23 protein-coding genes and 2 pseudogenes are annotated in these 26648 nt (G+C 74.0%); 13 read left to right on the plus strand and 12 right to left on the minus strand.

Annotation, left to right across the window (positions count from 1 at the left end):
- Positions 1-75 precede the first annotated feature (75 nt).
- Both V1L54_RS26525 and V1L54_RS26530 read right to left on the minus strand, forming a co-directional pair.
- Entirely contained in the window at positions 76-1005 is a 930-nt protein-coding gene (locus tag V1L54_RS26525) for an NADP-dependent oxidoreductase (protein WP_330120677.1), read from the minus strand.
- Positions 1006-1146: 141 nt separating this feature from the next.
- Entirely contained in the window at positions 1147-2577 is a 1431-nt protein-coding gene (locus tag V1L54_RS26530) for a glycoside hydrolase family 5 protein (protein WP_330120678.1), read from the minus strand.
- Between the two features lie 249 nt (positions 2578-2826).
- Here V1L54_RS26530 and V1L54_RS26535 point away from each other — a divergent pair, with 249 nt between their 5' ends.
- Both V1L54_RS26535 and V1L54_RS26540 read left to right on the plus strand, forming a co-directional pair.
- Positions 2827-3819, plus strand: a complete 993-nt coding sequence (locus tag V1L54_RS26535) for a pirin family protein (protein ID WP_330120679.1) — start codon at positions 2827-2829, stop codon at positions 3817-3819.
- Positions 3816-4142, plus strand: a complete 327-nt coding sequence (locus V1L54_RS26540) for a GNAT family N-acetyltransferase (RefSeq protein ID WP_330120680.1) — start codon at positions 3816-3818, stop codon at positions 4140-4142. Before V1L54_RS26535 ends, V1L54_RS26540 begins: the two co-directional genes overlap by 4 nt.
- Before the next feature lie 81 nt (positions 4143-4223).
- Here V1L54_RS26540 and V1L54_RS26545 read toward each other — a convergent pair whose 3' ends face one another.
- The 4 genes from V1L54_RS26545 to V1L54_RS26560 form a co-directional block, all read right to left on the minus strand.
- A complete protein-coding gene (locus V1L54_RS26545; protein ID WP_100203573.1) occupies positions 4224-4490 on the minus strand; it encodes a metal-sensitive transcriptional regulator in 267 nt (88 codons plus the stop codon).
- Positions 4491-4586: 96 nt separating this feature from the next.
- The gene (trxA, locus tag V1L54_RS26550; protein ID WP_330120681.1) at positions 4587-4961 is read right to left on the minus strand and encodes a thioredoxin; all 375 of its coding nucleotides are present in this window, start codon (positions 4959-4961) and stop codon (positions 4587-4589) included.
- A 155-nt stretch (positions 4962-5116) separates the two neighbouring features.
- Positions 5117-6001, minus strand: coding sequence for a sulfite exporter TauE/SafE family protein (locus tag V1L54_RS26555; RefSeq protein WP_330120682.1), 885 nt, complete (start codon positions 5999-6001; stop codon positions 5117-5119).
- A gap of 5 nt (positions 6002-6006) precedes the next feature.
- Entirely contained in the window at positions 6007-8388 is a 2382-nt protein-coding gene (locus V1L54_RS26560) for a rhodanese-like domain-containing protein (RefSeq protein WP_330120683.1), read from the minus strand.
- A gap of 185 nt (positions 8389-8573) precedes the next feature.
- Between V1L54_RS26560 and V1L54_RS26565 the strand changes: the two genes are divergently transcribed.
- The 7 genes from V1L54_RS26565 to V1L54_RS26595 all read left to right on the plus strand — a co-directional run bounded on the left by V1L54_RS26565 (position 8574) and on the right by V1L54_RS26595 (position 17115).
- Positions 8574-9035 (plus strand): DUF6153 family protein, encoded by a 462-nt coding sequence (locus V1L54_RS26565; protein WP_330120684.1) that lies wholly within the window; start codon positions 8574-8576, stop codon positions 9033-9035.
- 113 nt (positions 9036-9148) lie between these two features.
- Positions 9149-9814, plus strand: a complete 666-nt coding sequence (locus tag V1L54_RS26570) for a DUF305 domain-containing protein (protein WP_330120685.1) — start codon at positions 9149-9151, stop codon at positions 9812-9814.
- Positions 9815-10027: 213 nt separating this feature from the next.
- The gene (locus tag V1L54_RS26575; RefSeq protein ID WP_330120686.1) at positions 10028-10957 is read left to right on the plus strand and encodes a F510_1955 family glycosylhydrolase; all 930 of its coding nucleotides are present in this window, start codon (positions 10028-10030) and stop codon (positions 10955-10957) included.
- A gap of 212 nt (positions 10958-11169) precedes the next feature.
- The gene (locus tag V1L54_RS26580) at positions 11170-12465 is read left to right on the plus strand and encodes an MFS transporter (protein WP_330120687.1); all 1296 of its coding nucleotides are present in this window, start codon (positions 11170-11172) and stop codon (positions 12463-12465) included.
- A gap of 366 nt (positions 12466-12831) precedes the next feature.
- Positions 12832-15075: an MMPL family transporter gene (locus V1L54_RS26585; RefSeq protein WP_330120688.1), complete on the plus strand. Its 2244-nt coding sequence runs from the start codon at positions 12832-12834 to the stop codon at positions 15073-15075.
- Between the two features lie 7 nt (positions 15076-15082).
- Positions 15083-16426, plus strand: a complete 1344-nt coding sequence (locus V1L54_RS26590; protein WP_330120689.1) for a sensor histidine kinase — start codon at positions 15083-15085, stop codon at positions 16424-16426.
- Entirely contained in the window at positions 16423-17115 is a 693-nt protein-coding gene (locus tag V1L54_RS26595; protein WP_330120690.1) for a response regulator transcription factor, read from the plus strand. The genes V1L54_RS26590 and V1L54_RS26595 overlap by 4 nt, the downstream gene beginning before the upstream one ends.
- 84 nt (positions 17116-17199) lie before the next feature.
- On the opposite strand, the gene V1L54_RS26600 is transcribed toward V1L54_RS26595, so the two are convergent.
- The 5 genes from V1L54_RS26600 to V1L54_RS26620 form a co-directional block, all read right to left on the minus strand.
- Positions 17200-18423, minus strand: coding sequence for an FAD-dependent monooxygenase (locus V1L54_RS26600; protein ID WP_330120691.1), 1224 nt, complete (start codon positions 18421-18423; stop codon positions 17200-17202).
- A complete protein-coding gene (locus V1L54_RS26605) occupies positions 18420-19814 on the minus strand; it encodes an MFS transporter (RefSeq protein WP_330120692.1) in 1395 nt (464 codons plus the stop codon). The genes V1L54_RS26600 and V1L54_RS26605 overlap by 4 nt, the downstream gene beginning before the upstream one ends.
- An 877-nt stretch (positions 19815-20691) precedes the next feature.
- Positions 20692-20832: a hypothetical protein gene (locus V1L54_RS26610; protein WP_330120693.1), complete on the minus strand. Its 141-nt coding sequence runs from the start codon at positions 20830-20832 to the stop codon at positions 20692-20694.
- A gap of 550 nt (positions 20833-21382) precedes the next feature.
- On the minus strand, positions 21383-22057 hold the full coding sequence (locus tag V1L54_RS26615; protein ID WP_330120694.1) for a hypothetical protein: 675 nt from the start codon (positions 22055-22057) through the stop codon (positions 21383-21385).
- On the minus strand, positions 22054-22656 hold the full coding sequence (locus V1L54_RS26620) for a sigma-70 family RNA polymerase sigma factor (RefSeq protein ID WP_330120695.1): 603 nt from the start codon (positions 22654-22656) through the stop codon (positions 22054-22056). The genes V1L54_RS26615 and V1L54_RS26620 overlap by 4 nt, the downstream gene beginning before the upstream one ends.
- 484 nt (positions 22657-23140) lie before the next feature.
- On the opposite strand from V1L54_RS26620, the gene V1L54_RS26625 reads away from it, so the two are divergent.
- The 4 genes and pseudogenes from V1L54_RS26625 to V1L54_RS26640 all read left to right on the plus strand — a co-directional run.
- On the plus strand, positions 23141-24019 hold the full coding sequence (locus V1L54_RS26625; protein WP_330120696.1) for a CPBP family intramembrane glutamic endopeptidase: 879 nt from the start codon (positions 23141-23143) through the stop codon (positions 24017-24019).
- Between the two features lie 28 nt (positions 24020-24047).
- Positions 24048-25265, plus strand: coding sequence for a sensor histidine kinase (locus V1L54_RS26630; RefSeq protein ID WP_443076800.1), 1218 nt, complete (start codon positions 24048-24050; stop codon positions 25263-25265).
- Between the two features lie 4 nt (positions 25266-25269).
- On the plus strand, positions 25270-25962 hold the full coding sequence (locus V1L54_RS26635) for a response regulator (protein ID WP_330120698.1): 693 nt from the start codon (positions 25270-25272) through the stop codon (positions 25960-25962).
- A 190-nt stretch (positions 25963-26152) separates the two neighbouring features.
- Positions 26153-26341: pseudogene (locus V1L54_RS26640) on the plus strand (EamA family transporter); the annotation flags it as partial.
- A gap of 84 nt (positions 26342-26425) precedes the next feature.
- On the opposite strand, the pseudogene V1L54_RS29565 reads toward V1L54_RS26640, so the two are convergent.
- Positions 26426-26479 (minus strand): annotated as a pseudogene (locus V1L54_RS29565) (hypothetical protein); the annotation flags it as partial.
- Positions 26480-26648 lie beyond the last annotated feature (169 nt).

The raw sequence follows: 26648 nt of genomic DNA on the forward strand, positions 1-26648 counted from the left end.
CTCCTCGTCCTCGTCGGTCCGTGTGCGGGGTGCGGGTGGGTGAGCGGGTGGGTGGGTAGGTGAGCGGGTCCGGGATCAGGGCACCAGGACGAGCTTGCCGGTGGCCGAGCCGGCGGCCACGAGCTCGTGCGCCTTGGCCGCCTCTGCCAGCGGCAGCACCTGGTCGACGTGGACGGTGAGCCGTCCCTCGTCGACGAGCGCCGCCAGCCGCGCCAGGTCGGGCGCGGACGGGCTCACGAAGGTGAGGGCGTGCCGGATGCCGAGCTCGGCGACCAGTTCCGCCGTCACACCGGTGTCCTGGGGGTAGCCGCTGACCAGGACGCCGCCGGGGTCGAGGGCGCGGGCGGAGCGCTCGCCGTACTCGCCCCCGACGAGGTCGAACACCACGTCGAACCGGCCGGCTTCGGCGAAGTCCTCGGTGCGGTAGTCCACCGGCCGGTCCACCCCGAGGCGGCGCAGCAGGCCGTGCTTGCCCGCGCTCGCCGTACCGGTCACCCGGGCGCCGCGGGCCTTGGCGATCTGCACCGCGAGATGGCCGACACCGCCGGCCGCCCGGTGCACCAGCACCCGCTGTCCCGGCCGGAGCCGGGCGAGGCCGACGAGGCTCTGCCAGGCGGTGAGACCGGCCATCGGCAGGCCCGCCGCCTGCTCGACGGTGAGGCCGGCCGGCTTGCGGACGATCTCGTTGACCGAGGCCAGGACGTACTCGGCGTAGGTGCTGCCCGCTCCCGGGAGGGCGAGCATGCCGAGCACCTCGTCGCCGGGGGCGAAGGCCGACACGCCGGGACCTGGGACCTCGACGGTGCCGGCCACGTCCCAGCCGACGGTGAAGGGCGGTTCGCCCAGCGTCGGCATGGCCCCCGACCGCACGTGGCCGTCGATCGGGTTGACGCCGATCGCGCCGGTTCTGATCAGCACCTGCCCCGGCCCCGGCTCCGGGCGGGCGGCCTCGGTGAGCTCGAGTACGGACGGGTCGCCGAGGGTGTGCTGGGTGACGACGCGCATGGGTCTCCTGCCTTCCGCGGGGTCTGCCCGGCCGTTCGCGGCCCGGGGACGCCGGGGCGGGCGGCCGGTGCGCCCGGCCGCCCGGGTCTCCGGCGCCTGTTCCACGATCGGCCGGTGTGCCGCCCGCGGCCAGGGCTGGGCTCACCCTGGGGACGGCGCCCCCCGGCTCGGCCCGGTGCCGAGCAGGTGCTCGCGCAGCACCGCAGTCAGGCCCGTCCGCTCCACCGTGTGCTCGAACCGGAAGGAGTGCGCCGCCTCGGCGGCCTCCTGCGGCGTGATCCCCGCGAAGAGCGCGGCGAAGCGTTCGGCGAGGGGCTCGGCGAGCAGGATGTGCCGCACCAGCAGGGCGATGTGCTGCCGTCTGCCCCACGGGTAGGGCTCGTAGCCGGGGAACTCCCGCTCGAAGAGCGCGTCGACCGGGTCCAGGACGTCGCGCACACCCGCGTCCGAGCCGCCCCAGGAGTCCACGCCGAGCCGGGCCTTCTGCTCCAGGGCGGGCCGGATGCGGCGCAGATAGGGGCTGTCGGGCGCCGCGTGCACCAGTCCCTGCAGGCCGATGTCCTTGTAGGTCCACAGCGACCAGCCGGCTCCGTGCTCCCGGTAGATCTCCAGCTGGTCGCGGAGCAGGGCGTAGCGCCACTCCTCCACCGGCCGGTCGGTGGGGTGGACGGGCCCGAACTCGCCGATCCACACGGGTGTCCCGGTCTCACGCATGAACTCCGTCCGGCGCAGGAAGGCCTCCTCGACGACCGAGCGGTCGAAGTACTCCCCCCGGGTCACTCCGGGATAGGCGGTGGCGCCCGCGATGCCGGGCAGGGCGTAGTCGTGCGCGGTGTAGACGCAGTTGGGGAACGGCTCGGCGCGGCGGGTGAAGACGGAGAAGTCGGTCGAGTACCGGTTGCCGTCGAGGAAGAGCACATGGCGGGTGTCGATCGCCCGGACCGCCTTCTCCAGCCGCTCGTAGAAGGCGAGCAGGGCGTCGCCGGCCGGGTCGGACGGCTCGTTGACCGGGTTGTACCCGGCGACCTCGGGGCGGTCCTTGTAGCGGTCGGCGAGTTCCTCCCACAGGGCCACGGCGCGGTCCTGGAAGTGCCGGTGGGTCCAGAAGGCGGCGCGGTGGGTGGGGTTGTCGCTGTGCCAGTGCTGGTTCTGCGCGCCGGGCAGCGCGTGGAGGTCGATGACCGAGTACAGGCCGTGCTCCGCCAGCAGGGTGACGACCCGGTCGAGGGCGGCGAACCCGGCCTCCTTCCACTCCATGGGCCGGCCGTCGTCCTCGAAGTGGCGGTAGTTGACCGGGATGCGGACGCAGTTCATGCCGAGGGAGGCGAGGTACCGGGCGTCCGCGTCGTCGAAGAAGCCGGTCAGGAAGGCGTCGAAGAAGGCGCGGTACGCCTCCCGGCCCATCGCCGCCCGGAGCAGGCGGCGGATCTCCCCCTCACTGCCGGGGTAGCCGGTGACGAAGTTCTCCATGTTCATCCAGCCGCCGAGACCGACGCCGGTCAGCACGACCGTCCGGCCGTGTTCGTCCGCGAGCCGGTCACCGTCCACATGAATCCATTCAAGCGCGGGCACTGCGTTCCCCTTCCGATGCGGTGTGCGAAGGGCCGCGCCGTGCAGGCCGCCGCCGCTCCGGGAGCCGGTACCGCCCTCCGCTTCCTGCCCCGCGGGGGGTGCGGGCACGCACCCGGCCGGGGTACGGGCTCCCGTCCGCCTTTTACCGGGCGCGTACCCGGGTACACCAGCCCCCGCACCGCGCCTTCTCACCGGGATCCGGCCCGGCGGACGGCGGCGCGGGAGGAGAGCGGGACGAGAGGAGCCGCGATGAGCGGACCGGTCGGCACGGCCGACGCACCCCCGACCCGGGCCGACGCCGGTCATCCCACCGCCCCGTGCGTGGAGGTCGGCGAGAGCCGCGAGGCGACGGTGGGCAGGTTCCGGGTACGCCGCGCGCTGCCGCGCCGGGGCCGGCGCACGGTCGGCGCCTGGTGCTTCGCCGACCACATGGGACCGGCCGACGTCACCGAGAACAGCGGACTGGACATCGGCCCGCACCCGCACATCGGGCTGCAGACCGTCACCTGGCTCACCGACGGGCAGGTGCTGCACCGCGACAGCCTCGGCTCCGAGCAGGTGATCCGGCCCGGCCAGCTCAACCTGATGACCGCCGGCGGCGGTGTCTCCCACGCCGAGGAGGCCACCGGCCACTACCGCGGCACCCTGGAGGGCGTCCAGCTGTGGGTCGCCCTGCCCGAGGCCACCCGGCACGGCCCGGCCGCCTTCGAGCACCACACCGAGCTGCCCCGGGCCGAGCTGGACGGCGGCGCGGGCGCGGCGACCGTCCTGGTCGGCGACTTCGGCGGGGCCGTCAGTCCGGCCCGGTACGACACCCCGCTGGTCGGCGTCGAGCTGGACCTACGCGCGCCGGCCACGGTGCCGCTGCGCACCGGCTTCGAGTACGCGCTGATCGTCCTGACGGGCGCCGTCGCCGTCCACGGGCAGCCGTTGCGCCCCGGCAGGCTCGGCTATCTGGGCGAGGGCCGCGACGAGCTCCGCGTCGAGGCGCGCGAGCCGGCCCGGGTGATCCTGCTGGGCGGGAAGCCGTTCGAGGAGCCGATCCTGATGTGGTGGAACTTCGTCGGCCGCACCCGGGAGGAGATCGACGCCGCCCACGCCTCCTGGGCCGCGCGGGACGACCGGTTCGGCCGGGTGGACTCCGCCCTGCCGCGCGTCCCGGTCGCCGCACCCCACTGGCAGCGCGGCGGCGCGCGTCCGGCCTCCGGCGGCCGGCGGACCGGGAAGGAAAGCGCACCATGAGCATCAGCATCCGCGACAACACCGCCGAGAACCGTTACGAGATCCACGACGGCGACCGGCCGGCGGGCTTCTGCGCCTACGAGATCACCGGCGGGAGGATCGCCCTCACCCACACCGAGACCCTGCCGGAGTTCACCGGCCGCGGCATGGCGAAGCGACTGGTCACCGCGGCGCTCGACGACGCCCGCCGCCGGGGGCTGGCCGTCCTGCCGTTCTGCTCGTACGTCCGCAAGGTCGTCGAGCAGGATCCCGGCGCCTACCTCGATCTCGTCCCCGAGCAGGCCCGGGAGCGCTTCGGACTGCCCCGCACGGGGACGGCGTGAGCGAACCGCGCCCGGCCGGCCGCCGGCGGTGCCGGGGCCGGCCGGGCGCGCGCGGTGCGGCGGGCCTGGCCGGGAGCGGGATCAGGAGAGGGAGAGGAAGAGCTTCTCCATCTTCCGGGCGTCGACGCCGTCGGCGCCGCCCTCCTCGGCCAGGCACTGCTTGAGGCCACTGGCGACGATCGAGAAGCCCGCCCGGTCCAGCGCGCGGTTGACCGCGGCGAGCTGGGTGACGACGTCCTCGCAGTCGCGTCCCTCCTCCAGCATGCGCACGACGGCGGCGAGCTGGCCCTGGGCGCGCCGGAGCCGGTTGGCGGCCGATCGTACGTTCTCGGGGGGAAGCTGGACCACAGCGGTCCGTCCTCTCGTCTCGGTTCGTCCCGGTGGATCTGTCCGGTCCGCGGGCGCGGTCCGCGGGCGCGGCCCGCGGTGCTCGGTCCGCGGGGCTCAGTCCGCGGGGCCGGACTCCTGGGCGGCCACGGAGGCGCGCACCTCGTCCATGTCCAGGCCGCGGACGGCGTCGATGACCTGGTCCAGGGCCTGCGAGGGCAGGGCGCCGGGCTGCGCGAAGACCAGGACGCCCTCGCGGAAGGCCATCAGGGTGGGGACCGAGGTGATGTTCGCGGCGGCCGCCAGCGCCTGCTCGGCCTCGGTGTCGACCTTGCCGAAGACGATGTCGGAGTTGGCCTCGGACGCCTCCTCGTACACGGGGGCGAACTGACGGCACGGACCGCACCAGGACGCCCAGAAGTCGACGAGGACGATGTCGTTTTCCGTCACGGTCTTCTCGAAGTCGGTGGCGCTCAGGGCGACGGTGCTCATGTGGTGCTTCCTTCCGGATCGGTCCGGGCGGCATCATGCGATACCCCCTGGGGTAATGAACGCCGGGACGCGGCGGAACATTCCGCCGCACCCCGCGGCGCACTCCGTACGGGATACCCCGTTGTGCCGGGATGTCCCGTGCGGAGCGACGGACACTAGGAGCTGTGCACCGCGCGCCGCAAGGGGCATCGGGCGACCAGGCCGTAGCACAGGCCCGCTCCGGTGCCGAGCGAGGCGAGTACGGCGAGGGCGGGCAGCCGCAGCTCGGCCGGGGCCTGCTGGAGCAGCGTGAAGGTGCCCACGGCCAGGACGAACCAGGCGAAGGCCCGGGAGAGGGCGGCGGCCGGGACGCGGCCGGCCAGCTTCGCGCCGGCGAGGCTGCCTGCGACGGCGGCGGAGGTGACGGCCGCGGTCAGCGCCCAGTCGACGGGGACGGTGGTCAGGTAGCCGGCGAATCCGGCGGTGGACTTCATGGCGATGACCAGCAGCGAGGTGCCGACGGCCACCGGCATGGGCAGCCCGCCCAGCAGGGCCAGGGCGGGGACGACGAGGAAGCCGCCGCCCGCGCCGACCAGGCCGGTGACCAGGCCGACGACCGCTCCGTCCAGCAGCGCCCGGCGCACCGGGAGCCGCCGGTGCGCGGAGCCGGTCCCGTCGCCGGTCCCGGGGGCGGCGCCGTGCCGCCCACGGAGCATGGCGACGGCGGTGACGATCATCATGGCGGCGAACGCGACCAGCAGGACGAGGCCGGGGAGGTGGCCGCCGGCCAGGCCGCCGGTGTAGGCGCCCGCCATGCCGGCGGCGCCGAACAGGGCGCCGGTGCGCCAGCGGACCCGGCCGCCGCGGGCGTGGCCGACCACGCCCACGGCGGAGGTGACGCCGACGACGAACAGGGAGGTGGCGACGGCCTCCTTGGCGTCCATACCGGCGACGTACACCAGGAGCGGCACGGTCAGGATCGACCCGCCGCCGCCCAGCAGCCCCAGGGAGACCCCGACCAGCAGCGCCAGCACCAGTACCAGGGCGAGCGTCGGCGTCATGCCCGTCACCTGCCGCTGTCGGCGAGCCGCGCGACGGCCGCGCGCGGGTCGAAGGCGGCGGTGCGGTTCCACGGCATCCTCGACAGCAGCACGCCCATGGCGCAGGTGTTGGACAGGGCGGCGAAGGCCAGCCCGCCGCCGACGAGCGCCGACAGCACCTGCATCCCGGGGACCGCGAAGCTGCCCAGGGCGCCGGCCAGCACCAGGGAGCCGGCGACCAGGCGGACCTGCCGCTCCATGTCCCAGCGCTCCCGGCCCCGGTTGACCGGGGCGCCGCACTGCTCCCAGGCGGCCATGCCGCCGGACAGGACGGTCAGACCGGGCAGTCCGGCCTCGGCGAGGGCGCGCTCGGCCCGGCCGGCGCGCCGGCCGGAGCGGCACACCAGCACCACGTCGGTGTCCAGGTGCTTCGTCAGCTCCTCGCGGTGCTCGCGCAGGGTGTCCAGCGGGACGTTGTAGGAGCCGGGGATGTGGGCGGCCTCGAACTCGGCCGGGCTGCGCACGTCCAGCAGCCGCGGGGGGCTGTCCGAGGCGAGCCCGGCGCGCAGCTCACCGGTGTCCAGGTGGCGGGTGACGGGGGTGCTCATGCGGGGTGTTCCTTCTGTCGGACCGGTCCGGCCGGACCGGCGGGGGTGGGGCGGGGTGGGGGTCAGGGACCGGGGTCGGAGCAGGCCGGCCGGGCCGGCGCTGTCGAAGCCGTCGTCGACGGCGACGACGTCGTGGCCGCGGGCGTGGAGCAGGGCGGCCACGACCGAGGCGCGGTAGCCGCCGGCGCAGTGGACCCAGATCCGGCGGCCGGCGGGGACCTCGTCGGCGCGGGCGAGGATCTCGTGGACGGGGATGTGGAGCGACCCGGGGATGTGGGCCCCGGCGCGCTCCTGGTCGCGCCGCACGTCCAGGACGACGGGCCCCTCCCCGTCCTCGCCGCCGTCGCCGCTCCGGTCGAGGGCGGCCTTCAACTCGGCGAAGGTGGCGCGGCCGAAGGCGGCCAGGGGCTCGCCGCCGGCCCAGTCACCGGGGCCCCCGGTGGCCATGGCGGCGGGCCGGTCGATGCCGATGCGCACCAGCTCGCGCTGGGCCTCGGCCACGTCCTCGGCGCTCTCGCCCAGCAGGGTGAGGGGGGTGCCCCAGGGGATCAGCCAGCCCAGATAGGTGACGAACTGCCCGTCCAGGCCGAAGTTGAGGCTGCCGGACAGGTGCCCGGCCGCGAAGGCGGTACGGTCTCGCAGGTCGACCACCCACTCCCCCGCCTCGATGCGGCGCCGCAGCTCGGCCGGGTCCGCCACGGACGGCGGAGACAGGTCCGGCGCGCCGGGACCGGCGGCGTTGGCCGGGCCCATGTGGGCGTAGTAGGCCGGGAAGGCGTCCAGACCGGCCAGCAGCCGCTCGACGTAGGTCTCCTCGTCGTCGGTCAGCGCGGTGTTGGTGCGCTTCTCCTCGCCGATGGTGCTGGACAGCCCGGCGGACTGGGTGGCCGAGCAGAACGAGCCGAAACCGTGGGTGGGGTAGACGGCCGCGTCGTCCGGCAGCTCCCCGGCCAGCCGGCGCGCCGAGCGCCACTGGGCCCGCACCAGGGTGTCGGTGTGGTCCGGTCCCAGCAGGTCGGGGCGGCCGGTGGAGCCGTACAGCAGTGAGCCGCCGGTGAAGACCGCGAGCTGCTCGCCACCGGCCTGGAGTGCGTAGGACAGGTGGGTGTGGGTGTGCCCGGGGGTGTGGATCGCCCGCACCCGCATGGCGCCGACCTCGACGACGTCGCCGTCGCGGACCGGGGTGCGCTCGTAGGAGACCTCGTCGTCGGCGTTGACCAGGTAGCGCGCGCCCGTCTCCCGGGCCAGGGCCAGGCCGCCGGTGACGTAGTCGTTGTGGATGTGCGTCTCGAACACGTGGGTGATGCGCACTCCGGCGGCGTCGGCCAGCGCGGTGACGCGGTCGTAGTCGCGCTGCGGGTCGACCACCAGCGCCACCGAGCCGTCGTGGGCGAGGTAGGCGCGGTCGCCCAGGCCGGGGGTCTCGACGGGCAGGACGGTGATCTCCGGGATCTCCGGCCCCGCCGCGCGGGAGGCGGGTGCGCCGGGGGCGTCGCCGGCGACCACGGGACGCCCGGCGTCGACCCAGGCGGCGGTGCCGCCGCTGACGTTGCGGGCGTCGTAGCCCAGGTCGCGCAGCAGCGCCGTCGCCTGCGCGCTGCGGGCGCCGCTGCGGCAGATCACGTAGACCGGGCGCTCCCTGGGCAGCTCGGCCGCCTTCAGGGGGAGCAGTCCGAGCGGCGCCGGCCGGGCGCCGGGGACATGGCCGGCGCGGTACTCGCCGCTGTCGCGGACGTCGAGGACGAGGGCACCTGCCGCGTACGCCTCGGCGAACCGCTGCTGGTCGATCTCGGGAACCATGCGGACCTCCTGCTCGCTTCCTTCGAGAAATACCCCGGGGGGTATTTCGAAGCCAACCGTAGCAGGATCCGGTTTATGCCCCCGGGGGTATTAGGAAGTGCTACGGGCCACCTCCGCGTCCCGGCGCCGGAGCGCGGGGGACGCACTTATCCCCGGCTGACGGACGCTCCCGTAGGATCGGCCGTGTGAATCGGTGGTCGCGTCCGTCCGCGCTCCCCCCGGGGACATGGGCCCGGTCGCCGCTGCCCGTTCTGGCGGCGCTGGTCCTGGCCGTCCTGGCGGGGCTGGTGGCGATGCACGGGCTGGCGCCGGGTTACCCCGGGCCGCCGGTCCGGGCCGCCGCTCCCGCGGACCACGCCGCTCCCGCACACCACGCGATGCCCGCCCACGGGCATCCGGTGGCCCCGTCCCCCGAACCCGTTGGCGCCCAGTGCGCGCACTCGGCGCACGGCACGGGCGGACACCCGGACCACGCGGACGCCACCTGCGCGGCCGGCGGCACCTCCGCCGCGCCGCAGCCGCCCGTCCTCCCCGCCACCGCGGCGGCCTCGCCCGACGGCCCGGCGGCCGTCCGGCACCTGCCCGCCACCACCGCGGGCAGCCGCGCCCCGCCGTCCCTGAGCGAACTCCAGCTCCTGCGCATATAGGAACCCCCGCGTGCGCCCCCGCCCGGCCCACCGGGGCGGCGGTGGCGCGCGCCGCCGCGTCCTCCGGCGCTTCCCAGCGCCCTTCACAGCCTCTTCCGCAGGAGTCGTATCCCATGACCGCGCACCACTCCGCCCTGCGCCGGATCGCCGCGGCGGTGACCGCCGTGGCCGCCGCCGCCGTCCTGGCCGCCTGCGGCGGCGACCGGCCCGCCGGGGACTCCGGCCGCGACGACAGGGCCGCCCCGGGTTCCTCCGCCCCGCTCCCGGCGGGCGATCACAACGCCGCCGACGTCACCTTCGCGCAGGGGATGATCCCCCACCACCGGCAGGCGGTGGAGATGGCCGACCTGGCCGGGACCCGGGCCTCCGCACCGGAGGTGAAGGCCCTGGCCGAGCAGATCAAGAAGGCCCAGGACCCGGAGATCGAGACGCTGTCCGGCTGGCTGGAGTCCTGGGGGGAGCGGGTTCCCGCCGAGTCGGACGACGGCGCGGGCCACGGATCCCACGCCGACCGCTCGGGGCACTCGGGTCACGGTGACCACGGCACGACGGGGATGATGACCCCCGGCGAGATGGCCGGACTGGAGAAGTCCTCCGGAAAGGCCTTCGACACCGCCTTCCTGGAGCTGATGATCAGGCACCACGAGGGCGCGGTGGCCATGGCCGAGGAGGAGAGGGAGAACGGCTCCCACGGCCCGGCCAGGTCCATGGCCGAGGACATCATCACCTCGCAGAGCGCCGAGATCGAGAAGATGAACAGGCTGCTCGGCCGGGAGTAGTCCCAGAGCCGCCGGGCCCCGGCCACCACGGGCCCGGCGGCCGGTCACGGGCATCCCCGCGCGCTCCCCTGACGCCTCCGGAGACGCCCGTCCCACTCCGCCGCACGCCCGGGCACACCTGGCCACCCGCCACCGCTCCCCGGTGGGAGGGGTGCGCCGCACACCGTCCTTCCGCACGCGGCCGACACCGCGAACCCGATCCGAGGAACCCCGATGCCCAACCGCACCCGCACCCTGCCCGCGGCCGCCGCGCTCCTGCTCGCGGCCGTCCTGACCGCCTGCTCGTCCGCCTCCGGCGACCGCCCCGCCACCCCCTCCGGGGGCTCCTCCGACGACGGCCACTCCCACTCCCACTCCGCGGAGCCCGGTCTCGGCCATGTCCACGGGCTCGGCATCAACCCCGGTGACGGGAAGCTCTACGTCGCCACCCACTACGGCATCGTCGCCGTCGACGACGACGGCGGCACGGAACGGGTGGGCGACACCGCCGACTACATGGGCTTCGCCGTCGCCGGGCCCGACACCTTCCTCGGCAGCGGACACCCCGCCGAGGGCAGCGACGAGCCCGCCAACCGCGGGCTGATCAGGAGCACCGACGCCGGGAAGACCTGGCAGACCCTCTCACTCGGCGGCGAGGTCGACTTCCACGCCCTGGAGCAGGCCCACGGCACCGTCTACGGCTACGACAGCACCCACGGCACGCTGCGCGTCAGCGAGGACGGCAAGGACTGGGACGAGCGCGCCGAGCTGGCCGCCCTGGACATCGCCGTCAGCCCGAAGGACCCCGACGTGGTCCTGGCCACCACCCGGAACGGCGTCGCCCGCAGCACCGACGGCGGCAGGACCTTCTCCGGCGGCACCGGACCGGTCCTGGCCTATCTGTCCTGGGCCGGCGAGGACGGGAAGGACGGTGAGGACGGGCTGTACGGGATCGACCTCCAGGGCGCGGTGCACCGCAGCACCGACGGCGGCGGGAGCTGGACGAGGACCGGCACCGTACCCGGCGGGCAGCCCCAGGCGCTGACCGCGGCCGGCCCCGACCACATCCTGGCCGCCACCGCCGGCGGCGTCCACGAGTCCCACGACGGCGGGAAGTCCTTCACCGAGCGCCTGGAGATGTCGGACGGCGCCCACTCCCACTAGGGACGGCCGCCCGGGGCGTCGCGGCACCCCGCGCCGCTTGCGCGGAGACGGCCCCGGTCCCGGCTCCGGAACCACCGACGTGCGCCGGCCGCCCGGCCGGGCCCCCGCGGCCCCGGCCGGACGGCCGGTGACGTTGACTGGAGGCCGACATGTCCGCGTGCGCGCCCGTCCCCCGCACGCGGCGACCGTACCCGTCGCGAGGAGCACCACCCTTGAGTACGCCCGCCCCGTCGTCCCGCCCCGCGGGGAAGCACCCCGCCGGAACCGAGCCGTCCGGGGCGGGGAAGCGTTTCCACGGCTGGCGCATCGTCGCCTACAGCGCGCTGGCGATGGCGATGACCGCACCGGGCCAGACCACCGGGGTCTCGGTCTTCATCGACCCGCTCATCGCCGACCTGGGTGTCAGCCGCACCGCGGTCTCCACCGCCTACCTCACCGGCACCCTGGCCGGGGCCTGTGCCATGCCCCTGATCGGCAGGGCGATCGACCGCCACGGCCCGCGCGCGGTCATGGCGGTCGTCGGGGCCGTCTTCGGCGCGGTCCTGGTCGCCCTCTCCTTCGTCTCCGGCATCGTCGGGCTCACCGCCGGATTCGTCGGCATCCGGATGGCCGGGCAGGGCGCCCTGTCCCTGGTGGCGACCACCACGGTCGCCTACTGGTTCGACCGGCGGCGCGGCCTGGCCCTGGGCATCACCAGCGCGGTCGGCGCCGCGGGCATCTCCCTGGCGCCGCTGGCCATCGAACGGCTGGTCTCGCAGGCCGGCTGGCAGCGGGCCTGGCTGGTCGAGGGCCTGGTCGTGTGGGCCGTGGTCGTCCCCGTCGCCCTGCTCGGGATCCGCAACCGCCCCGCCGACGTGGGCCAGCAGGTGGACGGCGATCCCGCGCCCGCCGGCGACGACCCCGGCGGCGACCGGCCGGACGACGGCTGGCCCCTGCGCCGCGCGATGCGCACCGGCGTCTTCTGGGCCGTGGCCGCCTGCCTGGCGGCCAGCAGCATGCTCACCACCGGGCTGAACTTCCACCAGATCGCCCTGCTCGGCGAACGCGGTCTGACCCCCGTCGAGGCGGCCGCGAACTTCCTGCCCCAGACCATCGCCGCCCTGCTGTGCACCCTGGCCGCCGGTGCCCTGCTGGACCGGCTGCCGCCCAAGGTCGTCCTGATCGCGGCGATGGCGGTGCTGGCCGCCGCCACCCTCGCCCCCCGCCTGGTCGCGCCCGGCTGGACCGCGCTGGGCTACGGACTGCTGCTGGGCACCTCCAACGGCCTGCTGCGCGCGGTGGAGGCCGCCGCCTACCCCCGCTACTTCGGCACCGCCCACCTGGGCGCCATCCGCGGTGTCGCGCACACCGTCACCGTCGCCGCCAGCGCCTTCGGCCCGCTGGCCGTCTCCCTCGGCCACGACCTCACCGGCCGCTACGGCACCGCCCTGCTCGCCCTGGCCCTGATCCCCCTCGCCGCCGCGGTGGCCGTCGCCCTCGCCCGCGAACCGCACCGCGCGGAGACCTGACGGGCCGTGAGCGGGCCGCGCCTCCGCGGCGCCTCCGCCCCGTCCCTCCCCGAACCCGGACGACCGGCCGCCCACCCGGCGGCGCAGGTGCGGACCCCTCCCCGGGCACGGCCGGGCGTGACGGCTCCCGGCCCGGCGCCCGGCGCCCGGCGCCCGCGTCGGCGGCTGCCGCTCCGGGGCGTGTCCGTTGAGGCGCGGACCGGTTCGTAGTGCGCAGACACCAGGACGGATGAGTGGCTGGTCCGGGCGCACCAGGCGAAGACGGCGGCGGGGGACGATGCCCGGCGGGACGCCGGAGGGGAGTGTGGGAGGCGCGCGGACCTCGCGCGTTCCCCCTTGCCCGACGGTGTCTGGAGTGATCGACAGGTGGCAGTTTTCCTTTACCGGATCGGACGGTGGGCCTTCCGGCGGCGGCGGCTCGTCGGTGGTGTGTGGCTGGGGGTGCTGGTGCTGGCCATCGCCGCTGCCGCCATGGCACCGGCCGGGGAGGAAGAGGACCTCTCCATGCCCGGCACCGAGTCGCAGAAGGCGTTCGACCTGCTGGACGAGCGCTTCCCGCAGAGCAACGCCCAGGGCGCCGAGGCCCGCCTGGTGTTCCAGGCCCCGGACGGACAGCGGGTGACGGCCCGGGAGAACAAGGCGGCCGTCGAGGACACGCTCGGCTCGCTGGAGGGGGGCGACCAGGTCGCGTCGGTCACCGATCCCTACGAGACCGGCGCCGTCAGCGAGGACGGCACCATCGCCTACTCCACGATCACCTACACCGCGGACGCCGTCGACCTGACCGAGGGGACGAAGAGCGCCCTCGAGGACGCCGCGAGCCAGGCCCGGGACGCGGGGCTGACCGTGGAGATCGGCGGCTCGGCCCTGGACGTGGAGGAGGCGCCGGGCGGTACGACGGAGCTCGTCGGCGTGGCGGTGGCGGCGGTGGTGCTGGTCCTCGCCCTCGGGTCGCTGGTAGCGGCCGGACTCTCGCTGCTGACCGCCTTCGTGGGCGTGGCCATCGCCTTCGGTCTGATCTCCGCGCTGGCCGTTCCGCTGGGCCTGACGTCCACCGTCGCCATCCTGGCGCTGATGCTGGGACTGGCGGTCGGCATCGACTACGCACTGTTCATCACCTCCCGCTTCCGCGACGAGCGCGCGCGGGGCAGCGAGCCGGAGGAGGCCGCCGGCCGGGCGGTGGGCACGGCCGGATCCGCCGTCGTCTTCGCCGGCGCGACCGTCTTCATCGCCCTGGTCGGGCTGGGGGTCGTCGGAATCCCCGAACTCACCAAGATGGGCATGGGCGGCGCGGGCGCCGTGGCGCTCGCCGTACTCGTCGCACTGACCCTGGTCCCCGCGCTGTTCGGCTTCTTCGGCCGGCGGGTACTGCCCCGCGCCGTCCGCAAGGCCACCGCGCCGGGAGGCGAGCACCCGCACCGGGCGCGCACAGCGGCCGCCCGGCCGGGGCTCGGCACCCGCTGGGCGCGGTTCGTGCTGCGCCGGCCGGTGGCCGTGCTGCTGACCGCCGGACTCGGTCTCGGGGCCGTCGCCCTACCGGTGCTGAGCCTCGAACTCGGACTGCCCGGAGACGAGTCCAAGTCGGTGGAGACCACCCAGCGCCGTGCCTACGACCTGCTGTCGGAAGGCTTCGGCCCCGGCTTCAACGGCCCGTTGACCGTGGTGGTGGACCTGTCGGAGTCCTCGGACACCCGGACCGCCACGGACCTGGTCGTCAAGACCCTGCGGGGAGTGGACGGAGTCGCGTCGGTCGGCGATCCGGTTCTCAACCAGGCCGAGGACACGGCCGTCCTCACCGCCGTCCCGCAGACCGCGCCGAACAGCGGCGAGACCAAGGACCTGGTGCACGCGATCCGGGACGCGGCATCCGGTATCGAGGCGGACACGGGTGCCGGCGTCCTGGTGACCGGCAGGACCGCGCTGAACATCGACATCTCCGAAGCCATGTCCGACGCCCTCGTCCCCTATCTGGCCGTGGTCATCGGCCTGGCGGTGCTCCTGCTGACGGCGGTCTTCCGCTCGCTCCTGGTCCCGGTCAAGGCCGCGCTCGGCTTCCTGCTGTCGGTGGGTGCCGCCTTCGGGGTCCTCGTCGCCGTCTTCCAGTGGGGCTGGGCGGCGGACCTGCTCGGCATCGAGCAGACCGGACCGGTCATGTCGCTGATGCCCATTCTCATCATCGGCATCGTGTTCGGTCTCGCCATGGACTACGAGGTCTTCCTCCTCACCCGGATGCGGGAGGCCTACGTCCACGGCGCGTCCCCCGGCGAGGCGGTCGTCAGCGGCTTCCGGCACAGCGGACGCGTGGTGGCCGCGGCGGCGATCATCATGATCAGCGTGTTCGCCGGATTCATCGGGATGAGCAGCCCGACCATCCAGACGATGGGTGTCGGCCTGGCCGCCGCCGTCGCCTTCGACGCCTTCGTGGTGCGGATGGCGATCGTGCCCGCGGTCCTGGCACTGCTCGGCCGCCGGGCCTGGTGGCTGCCCCGTATCCTGAACCGTGTGCTGCCGAACATGGATCTCGAGGGGGAGGCGCTGAACAGGCCCGCACCGGCCTCCGCGGCCGGGTCCGACGCGGCGGTGCGACCGCTCCCCGTCGGCCGGGACTGAGCCGGCCATGACGAAACCGGGTGGCTCCCTCCCGCGACCACGCGGCGCGTGGTGGCGGGAGGGGGCGATCACGGCGACGGCGTTCGCGCTCTGTCTGCTGGGCGGCACGGTGCGGGTCGACGACACACTGTCAGCACCGCCTGTCGCCGCCTACCTCATCGCCGTGCTGTCCTGTGCCGTGCTGCCACTGCGGCACCGGGCACCCCCGGCCGCCCTGGCGGCCACGACCGCGGTCGGCGTGCTGGTGCAGCCCCTGGACCTCCTGCTGAACCCGCTCGTCATGGCCCCCGCCGTGATCACCGCCTACTCCTACGCGCTCGTCGCACGCACCGAACGGCGCGCGGCGGGCGCGGTGTCGCTCAGCTCCGCGGTACTGCTGGCCGCCTCCGTCTCCCAGTCCGGGAACTTCTCGTGGCAGGACGCGAGCAGGGTGGGAGTGGTGGCGACGTTCCCGCTGGTGGCCGGCGTACTCGGTCGCTCGGTGCGGAACCGGCGGGCCTACCTGGCGGCCGTGGAGGAGCGGGCCCGGCGGGCCGAGGAGAGCCGGGAACACGAGGCGCGCCGGCGGGTGGCCGAGGAACGGGTGCGCATCGCCCGGGAACTGCACGACCTGGTGGCCCATCAGATCACCCTGGCCAACGCCCAGGCCACGGTCGCGGCCCACCTCTTCGACACCCGCCCGGAGCAGACCCGCAGGAGCCTGCGGGAACTCGTCGAGACCACCGGTCACGCGCTCGACGAACTGCGGGCCACGGTCGGTCTGCTGCGCCAGTCCGGGGACGCGTCCGGGGACGCCGAACCGGCGCCCGGGCTGTCCCGACTCCCGGCGCTCCTGGAGTCCTTCCGCCGCGCGGGGCTGGAGGTGTCGGTGCGCCAGGAGGGCACGGCCAGGCCGCTGCCGCCGGCGGTGGACCTCACCGCCTACCGCATCGTCCAGGAGGCCCTGACCAACGTGACCAAGCACGCCGGCGCCGGCAGCGCCCGGGTGTGTCTGGGCTGGAACCGCGATCATGTCACCGTCACCGTCACCGACGACGGCGGGGACGCCCGTACGGCGCCGGTCGCGTCCGCGCTGTCGGAACGTCCGCCCGGCTACGGTCTGATCGGGATGCGGGAACGCGCCGCCGCGGTCGGGGGGCACCTCTTCGCGGACAGGCGCCCGGAGGGCGGCTTCCTCGTGTCCGCCCAACTGCCCCTCCCGCGCGCCCGGGACACGGCGCGGAGGACCGGCGGAGCGGCACCCGCCGAGAAGACCGGGGAGAAGACCGGGGAGAAGGAGGAGAAGCGGATGGCCGACGGGGCCACAGGCGGCGGACGGAACGGCGGCGGAGCGGACGGGGACGTGCCGTGACGCTCCGGGTGCTGCTCGCCGACGACCAGGCCCTGCTGCGCGGCGCCTTCCGGCTGCTTCTCGACTCCGCCGACGACATCACCGTGGTCGGCGAGGCCGGCGACGGCAGGGAGGCGGTGCGGCTCGCCCGGGAGTTGCGTCCGGACGTGGTGATCATGGATATCCGGATGCCCGAGGTGGACGGTCTCACCGCCACCTCGCAGATCTGCGCGGACCCGGAACTGCGCGCCTGCCGCATCCTGATCCTCACCACGTACGAGACCGACGAGTACGTCGCCCAGGCGCTGCGCGCGGGGGCCGGCGGCTTCATCGGCAAGGGCATCGGGGCCGAGGACCTGGCGGACGCGGTGCGCACGGTCGCCGAGGGCGACACTCTCCTGTCCCCCGCCGCGACCCGTGCCCTGGTCGCCCGTTTCCTGGCCACCCCGGACACCGCCCCGTCGCGCCACTGCGAACAGCTCGCCGCGCTCACCCCGCGCGAACGCGAGATGGTGGCCCTGGTCGCGACCGGCCTGTCCAACCAGGAGATCGCCGAGCGGATGTTCCTCAGCCCCTTCACCGTCCGCGCCCACGTGCAGCGCGCCATGACCAAGCTGGAGGCCCGCGACCGGGCGCAGCTCGTCGTCATCGCCTACCGGACGGGCCTGGCCCAGGCCGGCCCCGACGGCGACGGCGGCCGGCTGCCGTAAGCCCGGTACCCGGGGACCTCCGGCTGCGCCCCGCGGCCGTCCGCGGGGCGCCGCCGGCCGTTCCCTCGGACGGCCGCGGAGCGCTTACGGCGTCAGGGCGGTACCGGGCAGCGTGAGGGCCGAGTGGGCCGGTGGCGCTGCCGCGGGGGGCATGGTGACGAGGTCGCGCAGCATGGCGTTGCGCTGCTCCAGGGCCTGCGCCGTGGTGGGGAAGAGCGTGGCCTCCCCCCTGCCGACCAGTGCCTGGTTCATGGTGACGAACTCGCGGACGCCGCGTTCGTAGGCGGTGAACGCCGCGGTGTGGTCCCGGTGCGCGGCCAGGGCGTCGGCGAGCATGTAGGCACCGACCAGCGCGAGGCTCGTGCCCTGTCCGGTGAGGAACGAGGGTGCGTACGCGGCGTCACCGACGAGCGCGGCGCGGCCGCTGGACCAGTGGGGCATACGGATCTGGCCGGTCGTGTCGAAGAACAGGTCGTCCGCGTCGCGCATGGCGCCGACCATGCCGGGGACCTCCCATCCCGCGTCCGCGAAGACCGCGGCGACCAGGTCCCGCTGGGCACCGGGGTTCCGGAGGGCTTCGAACGGCGGTTCCGGCTGGTGGAAGTTCAGGAGCGCGTGCAGTTCGTCGCTGTCGCCGACGGCGTAGAGGGCCGCGGCCTTCCCCGGGGTGTTCCACAGCACGATCTCGTGGGAGAGCCCGAAGGTGTTCGGCATGGTGAACACGGCGAAGCAGTAGCCGAGGTAGTGGTGGAACCGCTCTTCGGGTCCGAACAGGGACTCCCGGGTGTGCGAGTGCATACCGTCGGCGCCGACCACCAGGTCGAACGTGCGCTGCCGTCCGCTGCGGAACGTGACGTCGACCCCTTCCTCGTGCTGGTCGAGGGTTTCGGCGGAGTCGCCGAACAGGAACTCCACGTCGTCGCGGACCAGCGCGTGGAGGAGCGCGGCCAGATCCCCGCGACGCACCTCCAGGTCCTGTCCCCCGGCACCGCCGGCAACGGCGCGCGGGTCGACCGAGGCCACCTCACCGCCGTCGGCGTCGAGGAAAGTGCAGCGGCGCGAGTCGATGTGCGCGTCCCGCAGCCGCGGCAGTATCCCCATCCGGCGGACCACCTCCAGCGCGGTACCGCGGACGTCGATCGGGTAACCGCCGTCGCGCGGTGCCCCGGCCTTCTCCACCACGGTGACCGCGAATCCGGCCCGGTGCAGCCAGTACGCCAGCGTGGGTCCGGAGACACCGGCCCCGGAGACCAGAACCTCGCGCTTCGCGGTGGTCCCCACGTCCTTCGACAGACCGGTAGGTGTCATGCCTGGACTCCCTTCTTGGTGACACGGACGACGAGCAGTGACAGTGCGGTGATGAGAGCGGTGGTGACGAACCCCGTGACGAAGGCCGATTCGGTCGGCCGGCCCGTCATCGGGTCGGCCCCGGCGGCGAGTATCACGCCGCCGATCTGGACGCCCAGGGCGACGCCGATCACGCGCGTCACCACGAGGAGACTGGTGGCGATGCCGGTGTCCCCGGTCTCGACGGCGGTGGCGGTGCCGGCGAGCAGCGCCGTGGTGGCGACGCCCGCGGCGAACGCGGTCAGCACCTTCGCCAGGACGAGCTGCCATGCCGCGGTGTGCAGCGACGCCAGGGCGATCATCGTGCCCGCCGTGACGAGGGTGCCCACGACGACCACGGCACGTGAACCGAAACGCCGCGCCGCGACCCCGCCGACCGAATCGCTCAGCGCCCCGGCGATGGCGCCGGGCAGCAGGAACAGTCCGATCTGGGTGGTGTCGGCTCCGAAGCCGTACCCGTCGGCCGACACCGCGAACAGCTGCGGGAGCAGGAAGAGCACCATCCCCGCGCTGGTGGTGATGACGAGGGTGAGCACGCACGCGCTCCACATCGCGGGCTTCGCCAGCATGCGCAGATCGACCATCGGCGAGACCGCCCGGCGCTCGACGGCGACCCATCCGGTCGCGAGGGCGGCCACGACCACCGCGATGGCACCGACCGCGAGCGGCGGCAGGCCGGCGCTCGTCACCGTCACGAGCCCGAGCATGAACGCCAGCAGCGTGCCGCTCAGCAGGACCACGCCGGCCCAGTCGATCCTGTCGTCCGACCGGATCGGCGGGTCATGCGGCATCAGCCGTGCCACGGCCAGCGTCGACACGATGATCGCGATCGTCGGCAGCGCGAACATCCAGTGCCAGGACAGCCCTTCCGCGATCGGCCCGGCGACCAGCATGCCCACCATGCTGCCGCCCGTGAACAGCGCGACGACCAGTCCGATCGTCACCTGTGTCCGCCCCGCCGGGAGGTGTGTGCGCACCAGGACGAAGGAGAGGGGCAGCGCGCCGACCATCACGCCCTGCAGCACCTGACCGAGCAGCAACACCGGCAGGTTCGGCGCCAGGCCGGCCAGCAGGCCGCCGGCCGAGACCACGGCCATCAGCCGGATCAGAACCCGCTTTCCGCCGTAGCGGTCGCCGAGTTTGCCCGCTACGGGCGCGGCGACCGCGCCGGTGACGAGTAACGCGTTGGCAACGAGTGCCCCTTCGGCAGGAGTGACCCCCAACTCACGCTGCAGCAGCGGAAGCGCGGGCTCCACCACTGACTGCAGGGTGCCGAGGGCGAGTGCCAGGATGCCGAGGGCAGCGATCGGCAGCTTCCCGAGGCGGACCGGGGAGACCGGGGTTTCGGACATGGACGTCCTTCTCATCGTCGGTTGTGGGCACGTGCGCGGACCTGCTGAGGCGTGCGCCGCGCTCCCGTGGCGCACCTGTCAGGGGGATCGCAGACCGCGTCGGTACGCCGGCGGGCCGAACCGCCCGGCCGGCGCGCCGACCGCGGCCGTGGCCACGAGGGCGGCCGGGGGCGCCCGGTCCCGCACCGGCAGCGGAAGGCGAACGCCGCCGCCGTGATCGCTTCCTCCCGCCACCACATGCCGCGTGGTCGCGGGGCTTCCTCGCCCGTGGTCCTCACGGCCGACTCGGTGCCGACCGAGGGCGTACGGCGCCATGCGGACCTCGGCTCCCTGTGAGCCGCTCCGCGGGAAGCGCCCATCCGGCAGGCCGAACGCCTTCCGCGGCTCGGCCCCGGACATGGAGGAGCCCGAAATACCGCCACTTGTCGATCACTCCAGACACCGCCGGGCAAGGGGGAACGCGCGAGATCCGCGCGCCTCCCACACTCCCCTCCGGCGTCCCGCCGGGCATCGTCCCCCGCCGCCGTCTTCGCCTGGTGCGCCCGGACCAGCCACTCACCCGTCCTGGTGCCCGCACACTACGAACCGGCCCGCGTCCCACCGCACCGGGCATACCGCGGGGCTGCGCGGCCGGGCAGCGTCCCTGCCACCGTCGTGGTGCCGGAGAAGGCGCCGTTCGAGCCGTCGCCCGAGGGTGCCCGGCGCCGGCGCTGCTGCCGCGTTCGTGACGAGCCGTGCGGGCCGGACGCTCATCAGCGCCGATGGCAGCCCGCACGGCATACCGGTCAACGGCCGGCTCCGGTCCTGCGCGAGATCGAGAAGAGGCAGCCGTGCGGGGCGAGGCGGTCCTGCCGCCCGGTGCCCGGCGAGGGGGTGGCTACTCGCCCTGCGGCGACGGCGTCGGAGTGGGCAGCCCGCTCAGTACGTCGCGCACGGTGAAGCGTCCGAGTTCGGTCGCCACCGCGCCGGCGATCGTCCGGCCGAGCGTGTCCGGGCCCTTCTGTACGTTGCGGCCCACCGCACAGGTCGGGGCGGGCTCGTGCCGGCCGAGTACCTGGTCGGTTCCCTGGAGCAGCAGCCAGACGCGGCCAAGCCGGATCTCCGCGGCGTCCGCCGCCGGCTGCCAGCCCCCCGTGGACGCCGGGCCGTGACTGCACCACCGTCGGCCTTCTCCGGCACAGGATGCCCGGTCACGCGTACACGTGGAAGCCCGCCCGCCTGCGGTGCGGGGCCGACGGCACAAGCACGGCAGGCGGGCGGGCTCGTCAGCGGTTCACGAGCGGTGCTGGAGCCAGAAGGCGGTGAGGCTGATCGCGCTGGTACCCAGGCCGTAACAGGCTCCGCGCAGCATCAGGCCGAGGGCTGCGCGGTGGCGCCGGCGGACCCACCGCACGAGGCGGTGAGAGTTTCCCGGGTGCTTGCGGGCGGGGAGGCGACCAGGGTTATCGTGCATGGCAGACGTTCCCTTCGTCTTGGGGGCGTTGGATCGCGGGGAGCCCTTCCGGCAGTGGCCTGGGAACCTGAGCCGGGGTGAGGGCTCCTCTGCTCTGCCCTGCTGTCTTGTCAGGTCAGCGGCGGGTGAGGGCGTGGAGGCGATCGGCCAGGCGGCGGTCGGGGCGGCTGACGATGATGCAGGAACCGGTGACGTGGGTGGCCAGGCGGTCGACCTCCATCTCCAGGCCGCCGGTGGTACCGCCGGCCCGGGAAGAGCCGTGGTCTCCGACATAGCGGGCGAGGGCTTCCAGGGAGGCGAGGAACGCCTCGTCGGGGGCTTCGGAGTCCAGGACGGTGTCGGTGACCTGGTGGAGCCAGTGGTGGGCCTCCCTGTTCTCGCTCAGGGCGAGATGGTGCAGGTGGAGGCAGTAGGCGGCGGCACGGTGACCGGCGCCGGCGGCCAGCTGCCACCAGAACTGGGCGGACTCGCGGTGGTCGGTCAGGTGCAGCAGGCAGGCGAAGACCAGGGCGCCGTCGACGTCCAGGTGGTCCACAGTGGTGGCCGGGGTGTCGGGGTCCTGTGCGAGGCGGTCCACGTGGTCGGCGGCGCCGGGCCTGTTGAGGATCCAGCGGCACAGCACTGACAGGCGCTGGGCGGCCTGGGCGGCGCGGGCCAGGTCCGGGGCCGGGGTGGCCCGGGCCGCGTCGGCGGCGAGGCGGCGCAGGGCGGCGCCGATGTCGAAGCCGGTGGCAGTGGCGGGGGTGGTGGGGACACGGGCGTCGGCCAGGAGGTCGTCGATGGTGGTCACTGCCCGGCTCCTTTCGTGGTCTTGCGGGGCACGGCGGGCAGGCGCAGCTGGACGCGGAGGCGCTCTTTGCCCTTGCGGCCGTGGTAGTCGACGGTGCGGGGGTCCAGGCCCATGTAGCCGGCGATCTGTTTCGTGTCGTAGCCCAGCAGGTAGCGCAGGACGATGACGGTGAACTGACGGGTGGGCAGCTCATAGATCGCCTCGTACAGGCCGCTGAAACCGGTGGCGAGCTCCAGCTGGTTGCGGACCGCCTGGAGGTGGTGGGCTATGGGGGCGTTGATGACGAACGCCGCGGGCCGCTCCTCGCGCCGCAGGCGGTCGGTGACCCGCCGGTGGAGAACCGCCAGCGTCTGCTGCTCGAGGTCGTCCTGCTGCAACAACTCCTCCCAGCCGCCCAGGATCTCCAGGAAAACCTGGTGGACCACCTGCTCGGCGGCCCGCCGACTGCCGAGGTGGATCTCGGCGAAGGCGTGGAAGAACTCCTGGTGGCCCAGGTAGAAGGCCTCGAAGTCCAGCGGCAGGCCAGGGAGGTCGTCCACGGTCTCGTTGTGACTGCCGTTCTGGGGCGATATGCCGGTGCTGACGTTGCCGTCGCTCACACGGTCCTCCAGATGGTGCGCTCACCTCCCCGTCGTCGTTGAGGGGCGGCAAGGCCGGGTGCGGGCGAGCCGGCCCGCACAAGAGCCCGGTTGAACTCTCAACACCACCCTGTCGATTTTCCGGGCTCCAGACTCACGAGCCCTCAAGAAAATCACCCAGTGATCATCGACCGTGGACGGAACGTGAGTGCGATGACAGTTCATCTGCTCCCCCCACGTGCCGTGGCCAGCGGTGACGCCCGCGTGCCCTGCGTCCCGCTGAACCCGGGACTGCCTCCGGCGTGGTGCACCTCACATCCCCGCCCGGTCCTGTTCGTGCCTCGGCTGCGTCCCGTGGCGGAGCGGGCCGAGCGGGCGGGCGCGAGTGGCGCATCCCCCGTGAGAGCTACAGGAGCTGTCCATGCGCGGGTGATTCGCGGACGTCGGCGGATTCCTAGCGTGGTCGTCAGGTCGCCGCAGCTGCGACCACTACAGGGAGGCCACCATGGGAACGACGTCCGCCGCACAGCACGACACAGGCTCCGGCCCGGACGGGGACCGCGACGGACGCGGCGGCCGTTTCGGCCGGATCACGCGCTCTCCGCTCGGCTGGATGCTGACGGGGATGGTCGGCGTCGGCCTGGTCTCGGGCCTGACGGCGACCGGACCCGGCCCGGTGCCGGTGCTGGGCGCGGCCGCCGCGGTGGCCGTGTACTGGTTGGTCATGCGCCGTGTCGCACGACGCTCCACGCCGGAGATCGCCCGGCTCGGAGCCGGCCGGGAGGTGCTGCTGGGCGGCGGGATCGGCCTGGGCTTCATCCTCGTCTCCGCCCTCCTGGTCACGGCGTTCGGGGGCTACTCGTTCTCCTGGGCGGGCAACGGCTTCCTGCCGGTCGTCTGGACCGCAGTCGCGGTGCAGATCGGCGCTGCGGTCACCGAGGAGTTGCTGTTCCGCGGTCTTGCCCTGCAGGCCCTGGAGCAGCTGTGGGGCAGCCGGGCCGCCATCGTGATCACCTCGCTGTTCTTCGGCGTCTCCCACCTGGGCGCCCCGGGAGCGAGCGCGTGGAGCGGACTGGCGATCGCTCTGGAGGCGGGCGTCCTGCTCGGAGCCGCGTTCTTGTGGCGGCGTAACATCTGGTTCGTCGTGGGTCTGCACTTCGCCTGGAACACCACGGAGCAACTGCTCGGCATCCCGGTCTCCGGACACACCCCCGAGGGCCTGTTCACCGTCGACATCCACGGCCCCGCCCTCCTGACCGGCGGCAGCTTCGGCCTGGAGACGTCGATCGTGCCCGTCCTCATCGGCGTGGCGCTCGCCGTCCCGATGCTCGTCCTCGCCCGCCGGAACGGTGGGATCAAGACCCGCCGGCGCGCGGGCCGCTGAGACAGGCCGACTGGAGGAAACCGAAGTGATGCCTCGCCAGGTGCCCTGGAGCCTCCCGCTGCTCCGGGCGCCGCTCGACCGGTGGCGGGAGCGGGATGCCTTCCTCAAGGACGGTGTCCTCGCCCTGGCGCTCACCCTGCTGGCCTTCGTGCCGACCCTGTCCAACCTCGGTGCGCAGATCGGCGATCTGCCCGAGCGGTCGGCGAACGTGCTGGGCGTCGGGCTGGTCCTGGCCCAGACCCTGCCGCTGGCGGTCCGCCGCAGGTGGCCCGCGGCCTGTCTGGCCGTCGTCGCGGGCGCGTTCGCCGTGCACCAGGCGCTGGGCTTCGCGACGACGTTCGCGAGTGTGGGGCTGTATGCGGCCCTGTACTCCGCCGGGGCCCATCAGATCCGCTTCCGCCACGGTCTGGCCGTCGTGGCGAGTGCGGGCTACGCCGTGCTGGCCGTCGTCCTGGACCGCCTCGGCTCACCGCAGTCAACACCGGACTACCTCGCGTTCTATCTGGCTCTGGCCGCGGTCTGGCTGGTGGGGAGCACGGTGCGCACACGGCGGACGGAAGAGGCGAAGCGGCGGCGGCTGGCCGCCGAGGTGGCCACGGCCGCCGAGCGGGCGCGGATCGCCCGCGAGCTGCACGACGTGGTCACCCACCACGTGACGGCCATGGTGGTCCAGGCCGACGCGGCGCAGTTCCTGCTCACGTCCGCGCCGGAACGCGCCGGCGAGGGACTGACGGCCGTCAGCGACACCGGCCGCCGGGCGCTGACGGAGCTGCGGTACCTGCTCGGCGTCCTGGAGGCGACCGGCGAGTCGGCGTCCGCGGACCCGGCGCGCGCGGGCCGGGCACCCGCCCTGGGACGGGTGGGGGACCTGGTCGAGCAGGCCCGCAGGTCGGGTCAGCCGGTCGAGTTCAGCGAGCAGGGTGAGCGGCGGCCAAGAAGCGTGGACGTGGAACTGGCCGCGTACCGGGTGGTGCAGGAGGCGCTCACCAACGCCATGAAGTACGCGGCCGGGAAGCCGACACGGGTCCTGCTCCGGCACGGCGACGAGCACATCGAGACCGAGGTGACCACCGACGGACCAGTCACCGCACCGGTCACGCGGAAACCGGGTTCTGCGGGCGGACGAGGGCTGGCCGGGCTGCGTGCACGGGTGCGGATGCTCGATGGTGAACTGAAGGCCGGTCCCCGGCCCGAGGGCGGGTTCGAGGTCCGCGCCACGATTCCGTCCAAGTCCCTTCAGGAGTGACCCCGTGAGCGATGCGCCGCCACCGATCCGTGTGCTCGTCTGCGACGACCAGGCGCTGGTGCGGACCGGCTACGTCACCATCTTCTCCGCGCAGCCCGACATGGAGGTCGTCGGGGAGGCCGAGAACGGCCACGAGGCGGTCCAGGCCGCGCGGCGGCTGCGCCCCGACGTGGTCGTGATGGACATCCGGATGCCCCTGCTCGACGGCATCCAGGCGACGCGGCAACTGGCCGGTCCCGACACCGAAGACGCGCCGAAGGTACTGGTCGTCACCACGTTCAACGTCGACGCCTACGTCTACGACGCGTTGCGCGCCGGAGCGAGCGGCTTCCTCCTCAAAGACGCGCCTCCGGCGGAGCTCGTCAACGGCGTCCGGACCGTCGCCCGGGGTGAGGCCCTGCTGGCACCCGCCGTCACCCGCCACCTCATCGGCCACTTCGCCCAGCACCTGCGACCGGCCGACACCTCCCTGCCGGCCAGGCAGGACGTCGTGCGTGCGCTGACCCCCCGCGAGCTGGAAGTGCTCCAGCTGATCGCCGAGGGGCTGTCGAATGCGGAGATCGCTGCGGCGATGTTCATCACGCCCGAGACCGTCAAGACCTATGTGTCGCGAATCCTGGCGAAACTCGGCCTGCGCGACCGCGTCCAGGCCGTCGTCCTCACCTACCGGGTCGGACTGGTGTCCGGCACGCCGTGAACCGGCATGGTCGTGTGCCCGGGGTAAGCGCCGCCCACCCGGCAGACCGGGTGGAGCTCCCGCCTCTCCCTTGGTGACCTCCCCGACACGGAAGCGCGGGCCGGAGCCTGATCCGCGACCGCTCTCACAAACGGGGGGCCTTTGCGCGAGGAAGACCAATCACGGGCCGCCGGACCCCCACCGACTACCCGGCATCGGTCTGGCGCTGCTGGCCGCGGTGTGCTGGGGCTGCTACATCCTGCTCAACCGCACCGTCGGCCGGCGCCTGCCCGGACTGGAGGGCTCAGCCGCTGCCGCGGCCGTCTCCGGCGCGCTCCACCTCCCCACCGGCGCACTGGTGCTCCGGCAGCGTCCCCGCCCCCGCCGCCCTCTGCCTTGCCTGGTCCCGGATCGCCGGCCAGGTCTGCTCGCGCCAGAAGCGGACCGCTTCCGGAGCCTGCTCGGCCGCGCGCTTGTCCGGACGCTGGAACGACAGGCCCCAGCGGCGCGGGTACGTACCCACCCGCGGCTCGGTCATCCTCACCCGACACAGCTTCGCGATGAGCGCGCCAATCTGGCCCCGAGCCCACAAGCGCCCCGAAAGTCCCAGGTCACACGGCCGGTGGTCGAGCGCTGCCCGCCTCACCGCCTGCTGTTCCGCCTCCGACAGCACCTGGTGTCCGCCGACCCGCTTTCCCCTCGACCAG

The organism is Streptomyces rubellus, assembly GCF_036323805.1.
Lineage (GTDB): Bacteria > Actinomycetota > Actinomycetes > Streptomycetales > Streptomycetaceae > Streptomyces.

What these genes read in the sequence shown, in the direction of transcription:
- V1L54_RS26630 (WP_443076800.1), top strand. Translation starts at nt 24,048, where the DNA reads ATGCCTCGCCAGGTGCCCTGGAGCCTCCCGCTGCTCCGGGCGCCGCTC.
- V1L54_RS26590 (WP_330120689.1), top strand. Translation starts at nt 15,083, where the DNA reads ATGACGAAACCGGGTGGCTCCCTCCCGCGACCACGCGGCGCGTGGTGG.
- V1L54_RS26575 (WP_330120686.1), top strand. Translation starts at nt 10,028, where the DNA reads ATGCCCAACCGCACCCGCACCCTGCCCGCGGCCGCCGCGCTCCTGCTC.
- V1L54_RS26535 (WP_330120679.1), top strand. Translation starts at nt 2,827, where the DNA reads ATGAGCGGACCGGTCGGCACGGCCGACGCACCCCCGACCCGGGCCGAC.
- V1L54_RS26605 (WP_330120692.1), bottom strand. Translation starts at nt 19,814, where the DNA reads ATGTCCGAAACCCCGGTCTCCCCGGTCCGCCTCGGGAAGCTGCCGATC.
- V1L54_RS26570 (WP_330120685.1), top strand. Translation starts at nt 9,149, where the DNA reads ATGACCGCGCACCACTCCGCCCTGCGCCGGATCGCCGCGGCGGTGACC.
- V1L54_RS26600 (WP_330120691.1), bottom strand. Translation starts at nt 18,423, where the DNA reads ATGACACCTACCGGTCTGTCGAAGGACGTGGGGACCACCGCGAAGCGC.
- V1L54_RS26540 (WP_330120680.1), top strand. Translation starts at nt 3,816, where the DNA reads ATGAGCATCAGCATCCGCGACAACACCGCCGAGAACCGTTACGAGATC.
- V1L54_RS26525 (WP_330120677.1), bottom strand. Translation starts at nt 1,005, where the DNA reads ATGCGCGTCGTCACCCAGCACACCCTCGGCGACCCGTCCGTACTCGAG.
- trxA (WP_330120681.1), bottom strand. Translation starts at nt 4,961, where the DNA reads ATGAGCACCGTCGCCCTGAGCGCCACCGACTTCGAGAAGACCGTGACG.
- V1L54_RS26560 (WP_330120683.1), bottom strand. Translation starts at nt 8,388, where the DNA reads ATGGTTCCCGAGATCGACCAGCAGCGGTTCGCCGAGGCGTACGCGGCA.
- V1L54_RS26555 (WP_330120682.1), bottom strand. Translation starts at nt 6,001, where the DNA reads ATGACGCCGACGCTCGCCCTGGTACTGGTGCTGGCGCTGCTGGTCGGG.
- V1L54_RS26625 (WP_330120696.1), top strand. Translation starts at nt 23,141, where the DNA reads ATGGGAACGACGTCCGCCGCACAGCACGACACAGGCTCCGGCCCGGAC.